The sequence below is a fragment of the Kitasatospora sp. NPDC093558 genome (genome assembly GCF_040683475.1).
Classification (GTDB): Bacteria; Actinomycetota; Actinomycetes; order Streptomycetales; family Streptomycetaceae; genus Kitasatospora.
In genome coordinates this window covers 1-12,902 of record NZ_JBFBDY010000167.1, presented here as the reverse complement: position 1 = coordinate 12,902, position 12,902 = coordinate 1, and the positions used below count along the sequence as shown (strand labels likewise).

Genomic DNA, 12,902 nt, shown 5'->3' with positions numbered 1-12,902 from the left:
CCGGGAGGGCGATCTCGAAGCTGCAGCCCCCGTCGCCGTTGCGCACGCCGGCCCGGCCGGCGTGCGCCTCGACGATGCCGCGCACGATGGCCAGGCCGAGCCCGCCGCCGCTGTCCCCGCTGTCGCCGCCCTCGCCGGGGTCGCGCCGGGGCGTGCGGGCGGCGCCGCCGCGCCAGCCGGTCTCGAAGACGCGCGGCAGGTCCTGTTCCGGGATGCCGCCGCAGCCGTCGGTGACGGACAGCACGACCTCGTCCGCCTCCCGCCGGGCGGCGACCGCGACGAGGCCGTCCTCGGGGGTCGCCCGGATCGCGTTGACCAGCAGGTTCCCGAGCACCCGGGTGATCTCCCTGCTGTCCACCTCCACCGGCTCGGCGAGCACCTCCCGGCCCTCCAGCCGGACCCCGCGCCGCCGGGCCAGCGGGTAGGCGCCCGCGAGCGCGTCGTCCACCAGGTCGTACACGGACACCCGGGCGACCGACAGCGACAGCGCCCCCGCCTGGATCCGGGACAGCTCGAACAGGTCGTCCACCATCCCGGTGAGCCGCTCGACCTCGGTACGGATCCGGACGAGGTCCAAGCTCAAGCTGCTCGGCGTCGACGTCGCCAGCTTCGGCGACCCGCACGGCACCGCCGAGGGCGCGCTCGACGTGCTCTACAGCGACAGCCGCGGCGGCGTCTACCGCAAGCTCGTCATCGGCCCGGACGGCGCCCTGCTCGGCGGCGTCCTGGTCGGCGACACCGACGCCTACGGCACGCTGCGCCCGCTCGCGGTGGCCGGCAAGCCGCTCACCGTCCCGGCCGAACAGCTCGTGCTGCCCGCCGGGTTCGCGAACGCGGGCCCGGTCGCGCTGCCCGACGACGCGGTGCTCTGCTCCTGCCACAACGTGACCCAGGGCGCCGTGCGCGCGGCCGTCCGGGAGCAGGGCGCCGACAGCGTCGCCGCCGTCAAGAAGTGCACCCGGGCCGGGACCGGCTGCGGCAGCTGCGTCAAGATGCTCGGCACCGTCGTCACCGAGGAGCTGGAGGCGGCCGGCGTCAGCACCGACAAGGGCCTGTGCGAGCACTTCGCCCACACGCGCGCCGAGTTGTACGAGATCGTGCGCGTGACGGGGATCACGAGCTTCTCCGACCTGCTCGACCGGCACGGCAAGGGCGAGGGCTGCGAGGTCTGCAAGCCCACCGTCGCCTCCATCCTGGCCAGCCTCGGCAACGGCCACATCCTCGACGGCGAACAGGGCGCCCTCCAGGACTCCAACGACCACTTCCTCGCCAACCTCCAGCGCAACGGCTCCTACTCGGTCGTCCCGCGCGTGCCCGGCGGTGAGATCACCCCCGAGGGCCTCATCGCGATCGGCGAGATCGCCCGCGACCACGGCCTCTACACCAAGCTCACCGGCGGCCAGCGGATCGACATGTTCGGCGCCACCGTCGACCAACTGCCGGTGATCTGGCGGAAGCTGGTCGACGCCGGCTTCGAATCCGGCCACGCCTACGGCAAGTCGCTGCGCACCGTGAAGTCCTGCGTCGGCGAGACCTGGTGCCGCTACGGCGTCCAGGACTCCACCACGCTCGCCATCGAACTGGAGCTCCGCTACCGGGGGTTGCGCTCCCCGCACAAGCTCAAGTCCGCCGTCTCCGGCTGCGCCCGCGAGTGCGCCGAGGCGCAGAGCAAGGACTTCGGCATCATCGCCACCTCGGCCGGCTGGAACCTCTACGTCGGCGGCAACGGCGGCATGACGCCACGTCATGCCGACCTGCTCGCCGCCGACTTGGACCGCGAGACGCTCATCCGCACCATCGACCGCTTCCTGATGTTCTACATCCGCACCGCCGACCGCCTCGAACGCACCTCGGTCTGGCTGGAGCGCCTGGAGGGCGGCCTCGACCACCTGCGGGCCGTCGTCCTCGACGACTCGCTCGGCATCGCCGCCGAGCTCGACGACCTGATGGCCCGTCACATCGGCGGCTACCGGGACGAATGGGCCGAGACCCTGGCCGACCCCGACCGGCTGCGGCGCTTCTCCTCCTTCGTCAACGCCCCCGGAACCCCCGACCCGGCCGTGACCTTCGTCCCCGAACGCGGCCAGGTCCGCCCCGCCCGCCCCGGCGAGGACGGACACACCCTCGACTCCCCGGTCCTGATCGCCGGGGCCCGACTGGAGGTGCTCACCCCGTGACCGTTCAGATCCACGACGGCACCCGCTGGCATGCCGTCTGCACCCTCGACGACCTGCAGCCCGGCCGCGGCGTCGCCGCGCTGATCGGCGAGGCCCAGCAGGTCGCGCTGTTCGTCGACCGCGCCGGCAGGCTGTACGCCGTCGACAACCTCGACCCGTTCAGCGGCGCCCAGGTGCTCTCCCGCGGCCTGCTCGGCAGCCGCGGCGACCGCCCGACGCTCGCCTCGCCGATGTACAAGCAGGTCTTCGACCTCACCGACGGCCGCTGCCTCGACGAGGACACCGCCCCCGACGGCAGCCCGGCCGTCCTGAAGGTCTGGCCGGTCCGGGTCGCGGGAGGTGCGCAGTGACGACGATCGTCGACGCGAGACCGGCCGAACTGCGCGGCTGGGACCCGGAGGACGAGGAGTTCTGGGAGCGCTCCGGCGCCCGGATCGCCCGGCGCAACCTCGTCTTCTCCGTCCTCTCCGAGCACATCGGATTCTCCGTGTGGAGCCTGTGGTCGGTGCTCGTGCTCTTCCTCGGGCCCCAGTACCACATCGACACCGCGGGCAAGTTCACGCTCACCGCCCTGCCGACCGCGCTCGGCGCGCTGCTGCGCCTGCCGTACACCTTCGCCGTCGCCCGGTTCGGCGGGCGGAACTGGACGGTGATCAGCGCGCTGCTGCTGCTCGTGCCCACCGCGCTCGCCGCCCTCGTCCTGAAGCCCGGCGTCTCGTACGGGACGCTGCTCGCGGTGGCCTGCGTGGCGGGCGTCGGCGGCGGCAACTTCGCGTCGTCGATGGCCAACATCAACGCCTTCTACCCGCACCGGCTCAAGGGCTGGGCGCTCGGCATCAACGCGGGCGGCGGCAACCTCGGCGTGCCGGCCGTGCAGCTCCTCGGGCTGCTCGTCCTCGCCACGGCGGGCGCGGCCCACCCGCGGCTGCTGCCGCTCCTCTACCTGCCGCTGATCGTGCTGGCGGCGGCGGGGGCCTGGTGGAAGATGGACAACCTGGACGTCGCTCCGAGCGCTTCGCGCGGTGAGGGGCGGGCGATGCGCGAGGTGGCGCGCGACCCGTACGGCTGGGCCGTGTCCACGCTGTACATCGGCACGTTCGGCTCGTTCATCGGGTTCGGCTTCGCCTTCGGACAGGTGCTCCAGGTGCAGTTCCACGACCGCTTCGACACCCCGGTCAAGGCCGCCGCGCTCACCTTCCTCGGGCCGCTGCTCGGCTCGCTGCTGCGCCCCGTCGGCGGGCGGCTCGCCGACCGCTGGGGCGGTGCGCGGGTCACGCTCGCGACCTTCGCGGCCATGGGCGCGGGGACGGCCGTCGTGCTCGCCGCCTCCCGGGCCGGCTCGCTGCCGCTGTTCCTGGCCGGGTTCGTCGCGCTGTTCGTGCTCAGCGGGATCGGCAACGGCTCGACGTACAAGATGATCCCCGCGCACTACCAGGGCCGGGCCCGGGCCGCCGTCGCCGCCGGCGCCGACCCGGAGGCGGCGGAGGCCGACTCCCGGCGCCGCTCGGCCGCGCTGATCGGGCTCGCGGGCGCGATCGGGGCGTTCGGCGGGGTGATCGTCAACCTCGCCTTCCGGCAGTCGTTCCAGGCCAGCCACAACGGGGACGCCGCCTACCTCGGCTTCCTCGCGGCGTACCTGGCCTGCTCGGCGCTCACGTGGGTGGTCTGGCTGCGGCCGGGGGCCCGGGCGGGGCTGGTGCGGCGGGCGGCTTGAGCCGTTGCGCTGGGTTTGGGCCGCCCGGGCCGCTTGATCGGTTCGGGCGGTCCGGGCTGTCCGGGCGGTCCGGACTGCTTTTGAGCCGTTCGGGCGGCTCGGCGGGCGGGGCGCGGGGCGGGCGATTAGCGTCGGCCCAAGCTCGTCCCAGCCCCCGGGAGGTCGGCAATGCAGCGGTGGATCATCGTGACGGCCCTCACCACGGCCCTCAGCGGCCTGGCAGTACCCGCCGTGGCCGATCCGGCCCCCGACGACGACGCCACGACGTCGGTGACCATCGGTGACGCGCGGATCGACCCCAAGATCCCGGGCCGAGTCCGGGTCGACGTCACCTACGCGTGCGGGGTCGCCGCCGAGGCCAGGTCGCTGACCGTCACGGTCGAGCAGACGGACCCGGAGGACAGCTCCTCGAAGGCCTTCGGCTCCAGCCGCACCGCCGAGGCGGACGTCGTGTGCGACGGGACGGACCAGCACCGCCAGCTCGTGGTGCAGTCCAAGACGGTCAACTGGATCCCCGACGCGGACGCCGTCCTGACCGCCACCGTCTCCAACCTCGGCGCCAACCCGCCCGCCTCCGCCGACGCCCGCCGGCTCCGGCTGGCCACCGGCGCCGCCACTGCCACCGCCACCGGCTGATGCGCCCGCCGACCCGGCTCGCCCGGGCCGGCGGCGCCCTCCTCCTCGCCGCCGCCCTGAGCGGAAGCCTCGGCGGATGCCTCAGCGCCTACCTCGGCACGGCGCCCGAGGAGAACAGCCCCACCGCGCCGCCGTCCGCGCCACCGGGCCCCAGGACCACGGCCCCCACCGGCGCGGCGGCGGTGACGGCGGCGGTGACGGTGACGATCGGGAACTTCCTGTTCCAGCCCGCGAACTTCACGGTCCGCCCCGGCGGCACGGTGACGGTGGTGAACGGCGACACCGTCGAGCACACCCTCACGGCCCAGGACCGCACCTTCGGCACGCCCCCCATCGCCCCGGGCGCTTCGGCCACCTTCACGGCCCCGGCCCAGCGCGGCGACTACGCGTACCTGTGCACGTTCCACCACTTCATGCGGGGGATCCTGACGGTGGCCTAGGCTTTCTCCCCCGGTAGGTGGGGAGGGCTGAGGGCGTTGGACACATCGAACTCGATCAAAGGCACGGTGAACGGACCGGCCGTGCAAGCCCGGGACATCGGGCACCTGACGATCAATCAGTACGACCGGGAGTCGGTGGTGAACCCCGACGACGACGCCTGGGTGCGCTGCGCGGCCGAGTCCGCAGTCTGGCGCCACGTGCCGGCCGGGCGCGACGTGGAACCGTACCGGCGGCACACCCTCAACGCCGTCCGCGAACTGGCGCGGTTGCGCGACGAGGCCTCGGCGGTGTTGGCCGACGACCCCTGGCAGGACCACGGCGTGGCCGTCCGCTTCGTGGAACGGGTCGGGTGGCTGCTCGGCGACGGGCCGGCCGACCTGTACCCGGCGGAGGCGGCGCTGCTGGTCCTCACGCCGTTCCTCCACCGTGTGCGCGCGCTGAGCCTCGCAATGTCGTGCGTCGCCGTGGGCCCGACCGAACTCCAGCCCCTCGAAGGCGCCGACGGCGAGCGCGCCGCCTTCGAGGACTTCCTCGCCTCCTACGACCTGCTCGCCCACCGCGCCCTGCTGCGCCCGGAGTCGGCCGCGCCGATCGGGTGGTGGCTGTTCCACCGCTGGCTGGCGCGCGAGAAGGACCTGGCGGACCCGGAAGGCGTCCGGTTGCTCATCGGTGAACTTGGTTCTGCTGGTCTGGAGTTGGGCGAGACCTTCGCCGTCGAGCGGCTCGCCGGCCTGCTGCACGGCCTCCTGCGCGGTCCGGACGTCGGCAACCGCGACCACCTCGACCGGATCCGCCCGGACGACCACCTCCGCGCGCCCGGCGACCAGCGCGTCCGTGGCCAGCGGCTCAGCCTCCTCCTGGCCCTCGCGCACGGCCTCGCGATCGAACTCACCGCCCTGCCCGACATCGTGGTCGAGCACATCGGCATCCCGCACCCCGTCGACCTCGCCGACCTCCGCCGCACCCTGGACCACGCCACCTGGGGCGGCTCCCGCGACCTGCCGGTGCTGCGCGCCGAATGCCACCACGAGGCGGTCGTCGAGGGCCTGCGCGAGTACACCGCCCGGGCCGACGAACTCCTCCACGCCGTCCGCCGGGTGCCCCTGAGCCACCCGCTGCCGCCCCTGCCCGCCCGGCTGACCGCCGACGACGCCACCCCGGCCGACGGCGCACTCACCGGCTGGGCCCGCTTCCGCCTGGACGAACAGCGGATCCGCAGCCTCCTGATGGGCGTCGAGCTCTACCAGGACCGCGACCTCGCCGTCCGCGAGCTCTACCAGAACGCCCTCGACGCCTGCCGCTACCGCCGCGCCCGGACCGAGTACCTCGACCGCACGAGCCCGGTGGGTTCGTTTATGTATGACGGCCGGATCGAGTTCCGCCAGGGGGTGGACGCCGACGGGCGCGCCTACCTGGAGTGCGAGGACAACGGCGTCGGCATGGGCGAGGCCGAGCTGCGGGGCGTCTTCGCCAACGCGGGCGCGCGCTTCGCGGAGCAGCCGGAGTTCAAGCTGGAGCGGGCGGCCTGGCAGCGGCTCGATCCGCCGGTGGAGCTGTACCCCAACAGTCGCTTCGGCATCGGGGTGTTGAGTACTTCATGCTGGCCGACGAGATCGAGGTGACGACGTGCCGGATGAACCCGGACAGCCGGCTCGGCCCCGTCCTCGAAGCGGCCATCTGCGGCCCGCGCCACCTGTTCCGCATCGTCGAGCGCGAGGCGCAGGGACGGCAGCCGGGGACGACGGTGCGGCTGTATCTGCGGGAGGACGTGGGGCTGGGGGAGGAGTGGTCGTGTCTGACGGTGCTCGAACGCGTGCTGGGCATCGCGGAGTTCACCACGACGGTCAGGGACGGTCGGCGGGAGAACGTGTGGAATGCGGGGGTTCCCAAGTTTCCCCCGCCGCGGTTCGCCGCGGCGTTCGGGCGCGACGCGGTGGGCACGGCCGTGTGGGCCGGCGCCCCGGCCGGCGCGCAGGTGATCTGGTGCCACAGTGCTGGGGCGGTGCTGGTGGACGGTCTGCTGGTGGAAGCGGAACCGGCGCGTGGCGTGCTGTCCCGGCAAGGGCGGCTCTGGGGCGCCGTGGTGAATCTCTCGGGAGCGTTCGCACCCCGGAGGCTCTCGGTCGACCGTCGTCGGATCCTCGGCGACGTGTCAGGGGTGCTGGAGGGCCTCCTCGCGGAGGCGGCGAAGGAACTGGTCCACAGCCGATCGGAGCTGCCCGGCTTCGAGTGGCTCGGATCGGTCGCCGAGCGGAACCCCCGGCTCAGCGATCTCGTGGCCATCGAGATCATCCGGTCCGGGCGGCGGCTGGAGTACGGGGGAGTGGAGTTCGGCGCGTCCCGTGGCGGCTGCTTTCCGCCGGATCCACATGTGCTGCCTGGCAGCACCGCTCGGGAGCGGGGCAGGTACGGCCTGATCCACCCGATGGCCGAGAATCCGCCGGACGAGGTGTTGTTGTGGAGGCTGCTGGCCCATCGACCGAACGCCGCGCTGGAGCAGCTGTCGGTCGTATGTCCCGAGCTTCGGGGGGTGAGAGAGGTGCGCCCGGCCCTCCCGTCCGACGCGGACTTCTTCGCCCGCCGGGAGAGCACTCGGTGGCGTTGGCGGAGGGCGGTAACGCGGCGCTGGCTCGAAGAGCTGGGGACCTACCTCGGGCTGACGCTTGAAGATGCGGTCGTGCGGGCTGCCGAACTGCGAGTGATCCTGCTGGATCACCGAGGCGTGGCCCGGGCACTCGCGGCCGACTCGTCTCGGCTCGGCCTCCTGGACGGCAACGGCCTTGGCGAATTCCTGGAGACGGACCGGCCTGTGACGGTGACCGACCTCGTCACCACTGCGGAGGGAGCGCGCCTCGACATTCCCGCGGTCATCGCCCTCATGAAGAGTCTCGGGCTGCGGGTGCCTCAACCGGTCGGGGCGCTTGCGTTGGCGGCCGAGAATGATCGCTTGCTCCGCGCGGCGATTCGGCCCCGAGGGGGTGCCCCGTACTGGGTCGGCCCGGGCGGCACCGTCCCGGCCGGGAACCTCGCAATGGCGAGCCTTTGGGCGGGGCGGCCCGTGTCCGAGGTGTCCGGGTACATCGAGGCCCATGGGCTGAAGACTGATGCGGATCACCTGCCCGAGGTGCCGTCGAACGAGACGATCGAGTTCCTGAAGCTGGAGTACGGTGGCGACGAGCGGTGGCTCCCGCGAACCGAAGTCATTCCGCCCGCTCACCTTCTGCTGACTGCCGGGACGACCGGCTTGCCCCTGCGAGAGGTTGTCCGGCGGATGAGGGGACTCGGCTTCGAGATCCCCCCGCTGCCTGCGGACGCAGGGCCCGAGGACCTCGAGCTGTTGGCCGGGAATCCGGACGTTCTGCTGAGGCCGCCGGGACCAGTGGACTACCAGCACCTGCTGGACGGCGCCACGCGGCAGCGTTCCCTGGCATCCGTCATCGACCGCTACCGCGCCTACGGCTTCGACATCCCACTGCGGTACCCGGAGAGCCCGTCCCGACTGGACAGGGAGGTGTTCACGATCGATGGCCCCCTCAGGTGGGAGGGGCTGCCGACGGACGGGACCGTGCCGTATGCCCGGTTGGCCGAGGCCGCCGATCAACTCCGCATGAATCGCTCCGAGTTGCTTCGACACCTCGAATCGCGCGGTCTCACCGTATCGTGCCGGAGGATTCCCGCTGGGATCCCGCTTGGGCGTGGCCCTGAAGTGCTGCGCATGGCGCGGGAGTGGGAGCAGAGCCCGGAGGCGTGTGGACGAGCGGGACTGACGATCCTCCTCGATCTCGCCGACCACACCGGCGCCCCCATCACCCAAGTCGCCTCCTGGCTGCGCGAACTGGGCGCCCCCGTCCCCGATCTCGCCGACACGATCTGGGCTGCCCTGCGGCGGGTGCCGATGGCCGATCCCTCCCTGTAGTGGCAAGTTCACTGGTCGCGACCGCTCCCCCTCCCACACCCCATGCTCTACAGTGCTGTAGAACTAAGGGCTGGTAAAGCCGGCGCCAAGGCGGGGGCGACGCGAACAGCGAACGGGGTAGAACCATGGACAGACCGCTCCGGCTTCCTCAGCAGGACCGGGCCGACTTCGAGACGCTGCTCGGCAGGGCCCTGGCGGGGGCGGCGGTGCAGGCCGCGCTGCGCTCCACCGGGGACGAGGCGCACGGTGCCGAGCGGTTGCGGCGCAGTGCGCGGGACAACGCCGAGTACGTGCTGGCCGCCGCCGCGCCCGAGTACGAGCGGTACGTGGGGCTGCGGGCGGATGCCGACGCGGTGGCGCGGCTGCCCGTCGACGTGCCCGCGCGGCAGCGGGCGTCGGGGTGGCTGGGGGTGCTGGCGGTGATCGTGCCGATAATCGCCGGGGCCGCCGCCGGGATCTTCCTGCTGCTCGGGTACGCGCTCGGGCTGTCCGACGATTCGGAGGTGCTGGGCGGGGCGCTGGTGGGCGCCGGCTGGATCGCGGCCGGGGTGGCGCTGGTGAGCGCGCTGGGCGGCGGGATCGGGCTGGCGGCCGCGGCGTCGCGCACGCGGGTGGCGGAGGCCGGGGACGCCGGGGGTGCGGGGGAGCTGGCGCTGGCGCGGGAGGCCTGGCGGACGGCGCTGGCCGAGCGCGGGCTGGTGCCGTACCTGGTCGCGCAGGCGAACGCCGGGCGCGGCGGGGCCACCGCCGCGCCCGGGTCGCGGGTGTAACCGGTTCAGCTGTCGCGGCGGGTGTTGATGGCCCAGATGCCGCGGCCGAAGGTAGCGGCGTACAGCTTGCCGTCGGGGCCGGTCCTCAGCTGGAGCACCGACGTGGTCGGCAGGTCCTCGCCGAGGACCTTGAACGCGCTCTCGCCGGGCGCGCGGTAGAACGCGGCGACGTCGGTGCCGAGCGCGATCGCGCCGTCCGGGAGCAGCTTGACGGTGTCGGCGGGGACGTCGGGCAGGTTGGCCGAGATGTCGCTCCAGGTCGCGCCGCCGTCGTGGGACTCGAAGAGGTGGCCGATCCCGGCACCGGGGCCTTCCGTCCAGGCGCGGGAGAAGCCGGAGAAGGCGACGACGATGTGCTGCGCGTCGTTCTCGTCCACGGCGAAGGACGAGACGTAGCGGTTGGGCAGGGTGCCGCCGACCGGCAGGTTCAGCTGGTGCCAGCCGGTGCTGTCGGTCTTGCCGACCGCGATGCCGCGCGTGAAGCCCTTGTTGTTGCAGGGGCCGCACCAGCCCGCGTACACCGTGCCGTTGACGGTCGCCACGGCCGTGGCGACGTGGCCGGCGCCGAGGTCGTACGCGCTGGTCCACTCGCTGCCGCTGCGGATCGCGAAGCCCTTGTTCTGTACCCAGATGTGCCGGCCGCCGGCGACCCAGGTGTTGATGTTCTTCGGGTCCGTCGTCAGCGGGGCGATGAAGCGGGCGGCGTTGGTGTCCTTGTCGGGCGGGGCGACCTCGTAGGAGGTGGCCTTCGTCGGGTCGGCCAGCCAACTGCCGTTGTTCACCGCGCAGTTCTGGGTGACCCACATGTCGAGGTAGACGTACTCCTGGGCGATGTCGCACCCGTTGTTCGGGTCGACGATGGTGTCGCCGCCGTCGCCGCCGAAGTTGGAGCCCATCACCTTGTCGTGGGCGCGCAGGATGGACTCGCCGTTGTCCTGGAGGCCGCCGCTGACGATGACGCCCCGGCCGGACGGGTCGGCCGGGTCCTTGCCGACGCCGACCGAGTAGTACTGGAGGGTGTCGATGGTGCCGTCGGCGAGGGAGGTCCAGTCCTTGCCGCGGCCGTACGCGTCCAACTGGCCGTTCACCGGGCGGCGGTAGACGCCGCCGTCGTTGCCGACGTAGACGCTCGGCTTGCCCTGGTAGGTGCCGATGGCGGCGGCGTGCTGGTCGGAGTGGGTGGTGGGGGAGCAGTCGCCGGTCTGCTTCGTCGGGTCGATGCTCCAGCAGGGGAACGGGTTGTTCCAGTACGGCGCCGCGGTGATCCACGACGTGCCGCCGTTGGTGGTCTCGAAGACCTCTTCGAGACCGGCGTAGACGTGGTCCGGGTTGGCCGGGTCGACCTGGAGGAACTGGTTGTACCAGGACTGGATGCCCGGCTGGTACCCGGCGCCCTGGAGGGCCGAGCCGGAGCCCATCAGCTTGTCCTTGTCCGCGATGAGCGTCCAAGGGCCGAACGGGGAGCCGGACTTGGAGACGTAGACGCCCTTGAGGCCGGTGTCCGGGTTGCTCGCCATGACCGCCGGGGACTCGTCGATCGCGTAGTAGCGCGAGCCGTCCGCCGAGCGCGCGAAGGTGACGGTGCCGACGTTCGCGGCGTCCGTCGGCAGGTCACCGAGCGACCCGACGCGCTGCCAACTGCCGTCCGTGGCCTTGCTGTAGAAGCCGTTGTAGGTGTCGCCGCTGCGCCAGCCGACGGCCACGACCACCTTCGACGGGTCCTTGGGGTCGATCGCGATGTCGTTGGCGATGTTCTTGTACGGCGCGCTCGGGTCGGCCGCCTTCGAACCCCCGGGCAGGTAGTCCGGGTTGGGCGCGAACTCCAGCGTCCACGGGCCGGTGAGCGTGGTCGTCGAGTGGCTCCACACGCCGCGGCTGGTCGCCGCCCACACCTTGTCGCCGGCGAAGCGCAGCGCGTGGATGGTGGTGGACTCCAGCTCGGCGCCGCCGACCCGGTCCCCGGGCTGGAACTTGCCGTGCTTGGGGTCCGCGAGCACGTACACGCCGGTGCCGACGTACGTGGTGGCGCCCGTGTTGGCCTCGCCGGTGGCGTACCAGAGCCGGCCGGAGCCGTCGAGGTCCAGCGTGCCGGTGGAGAGCGAGGGCAGCTTCTCGGCGATCGGCTCCCAGTCGCCGCCGCCGGTGCGCGAGCGGAACACGCCGCCGTTGGCGCCGCCCGCGTAGACGTGCCCGTCGTCGTCGGCCGCGAGGCCGGTGATGCGGCCGGTGACGTTGCCGGAGCCGCCGCTGGAGTTGGAGTTGATGTCGCGGTAGCGCGGGTCGTCCGAGTTGTACGGCTTGGTGGTGACGTGCTCCCACTCGCCGCCGGTGCGCGGCAGGGACTTCAGCTGTGCCCAGGCCGCGCCGTACGCACCGGGGGCGACGACGCCGGGCGCGGTGCGGGCCTCGGTGAACTGGGCGGTGGACTCCATGGAGTTGTGCGCGTCGTCGCTGCCGCCGTCACCGCCTCCCGTGGTGCCGTCGTGGGTGGCGGTGGTGGTGGGCGCCGGGACGGGGGCCGCGAAGGCCTGGGTGGTGGTGAGGCCGATCGCGGTGAGGGTGACGGCGATCGCGAGTAGCCGTCGGTGTTGCCTGTCGGGCACGGTGGAGTCCTCCCCTGGACGTTCCGCGGTGCGCGGTCGCGCACCCGGCGGAGCAGACGGAAGCCTGTCCGCCGGATGGCCGGGGGAGGAAGGGGAATCGGGTAAGGGGACATTAAGAAGCCTGCAACTTCAGGCAGTTGGCATCAACTGTATGAAGGTTCCTTGGAGGAATCCGTCGGCTGTGTGGCGGTCGGTGCGGGTTGCTGCGCGGGCTGCTGTCCGGGTGTCTGCGCGGGCTGCTGCTCGACGAACTCCAGCAGGTTGCCGACCGGGTCCTGGGTGTAGAAGCGGCGGTTCGGCGGCAGCGAGGTGTCCCACACGACCAGCGCGCCGGAGGTCTCCAGCCGGCCCGCGAAGTCGTCGATCCCGTCGACGGCCAGGCCGGGGTGGGCCTTGGTGGTGGGCCGGAACGCGTCCTCGATGCCCAGGTAGAGCCGGACCCGCCCGCCGTCCGCGGCGAACCAGCACCCGCCGCGCCCGGCGAGCTCGGCCGGGCGGGGGAGCTCGGCCATCTGCAGGATGTCGCCGTAGAAGGCCCGCAGCATGGCTTCGCTGCCGGGCGGTGCGGCGAGCTGGACGTGGTCCAGGGCGGTGATCATCGGTCGTGTCCTCTCATGGCCCGCTTCGGGGGCCGCGGGAGCATCC

The 12,902-nt window shown here is 72.6% G+C and carries 9 protein-coding genes and 2 pseudogenes; 8 read left to right on the top strand and 3 right to left on the bottom strand.

The window, feature by feature from the left end; all coding sequences use genetic code 11:
• Positions 1-571, bottom strand: a pseudogene (locus tag AB0O00_RS17910) (ATP-binding protein); the annotation flags it as partial.
• 1 nt (position 572) lies between these two features.
• Here AB0O00_RS17910 and nirB point away from each other — a divergent pair.
• The 8 genes and pseudogenes from nirB to AB0O00_RS17870 all read left to right on the top strand — a co-directional run.
• Positions 573-2,177 (top strand): annotated as a pseudogene (nirB, locus tag AB0O00_RS17905) (nitrite reductase large subunit NirB); the annotation flags it as partial.
• A complete protein-coding gene (gene nirD, locus AB0O00_RS17900) occupies positions 2,174-2,527 on the top strand; it encodes a nitrite reductase small subunit NirD (protein WP_363652809.1) in 354 nt (117 codons plus the stop codon). The pseudogene nirB and the gene nirD, both read left to right, overlap by 4 nt.
• Positions 2,524-3,891 (top strand): nitrate/nitrite transporter, encoded by a 1,368-nt coding sequence (locus AB0O00_RS17895; RefSeq protein WP_363652807.1) that lies wholly within the window; start codon positions 2,524-2,526, stop codon positions 3,889-3,891. The genes nirD and AB0O00_RS17895 overlap by 4 nt, the downstream gene beginning before the upstream one ends.
• A 168-nt stretch (positions 3,892-4,059) precedes the next feature.
• Positions 4,060-4,527: a hypothetical protein gene (locus AB0O00_RS17890; RefSeq protein ID WP_363652805.1), complete on the top strand. Its 468-nt coding sequence runs from the start codon at positions 4,060-4,062 to the stop codon at positions 4,525-4,527.
• Positions 4,527-4,967 (top strand): cupredoxin domain-containing protein, encoded by a 441-nt coding sequence (locus AB0O00_RS17885; RefSeq protein ID WP_363652803.1) that lies wholly within the window; start codon positions 4,527-4,529, stop codon positions 4,965-4,967. The genes AB0O00_RS17890 and AB0O00_RS17885 overlap by 1 nt, the downstream gene beginning before the upstream one ends.
• A gap of 81 nt (positions 4,968-5,048) precedes the next feature.
• Positions 5,049-6,590 (top strand): hypothetical protein, encoded by a 1,542-nt coding sequence (locus AB0O00_RS17880; RefSeq protein WP_363652801.1) that lies wholly within the window; start codon positions 5,049-5,051, stop codon positions 6,588-6,590.
• Positions 6,566-8,884, top strand: a complete 2,319-nt coding sequence (locus tag AB0O00_RS17875; protein WP_363652799.1) for a hypothetical protein — start codon at positions 6,566-6,568, stop codon at positions 8,882-8,884. Before AB0O00_RS17880 ends, AB0O00_RS17875 begins: the two co-directional genes overlap by 25 nt.
• A gap of 125 nt (positions 8,885-9,009) precedes the next feature.
• Positions 9,010-9,654 (top strand): hypothetical protein, encoded by a 645-nt coding sequence (locus AB0O00_RS17870; protein WP_363652797.1) that lies wholly within the window; start codon positions 9,010-9,012, stop codon positions 9,652-9,654.
• A 5-nt stretch (positions 9,655-9,659) separates the two neighbouring features.
• Here AB0O00_RS17870 and AB0O00_RS17865 read toward each other — a convergent pair whose 3' ends face one another.
• The gene (locus tag AB0O00_RS17865; protein WP_363652795.1) at positions 9,660-12,257 is read right to left on the bottom strand and encodes a glycosyl hydrolase; all 2,598 of its coding nucleotides are present in this window, start codon (positions 12,255-12,257) and stop codon (positions 9,660-9,662) included.
• A gap of 143 nt (positions 12,258-12,400) precedes the next feature.
• The gene (locus AB0O00_RS17860; RefSeq protein ID WP_363652793.1) at positions 12,401-12,856 is read right to left on the bottom strand and encodes a glyoxalase; all 456 of its coding nucleotides are present in this window, start codon (positions 12,854-12,856) and stop codon (positions 12,401-12,403) included.
• Positions 12,857-12,902: the final 46 nt, after the last annotated feature.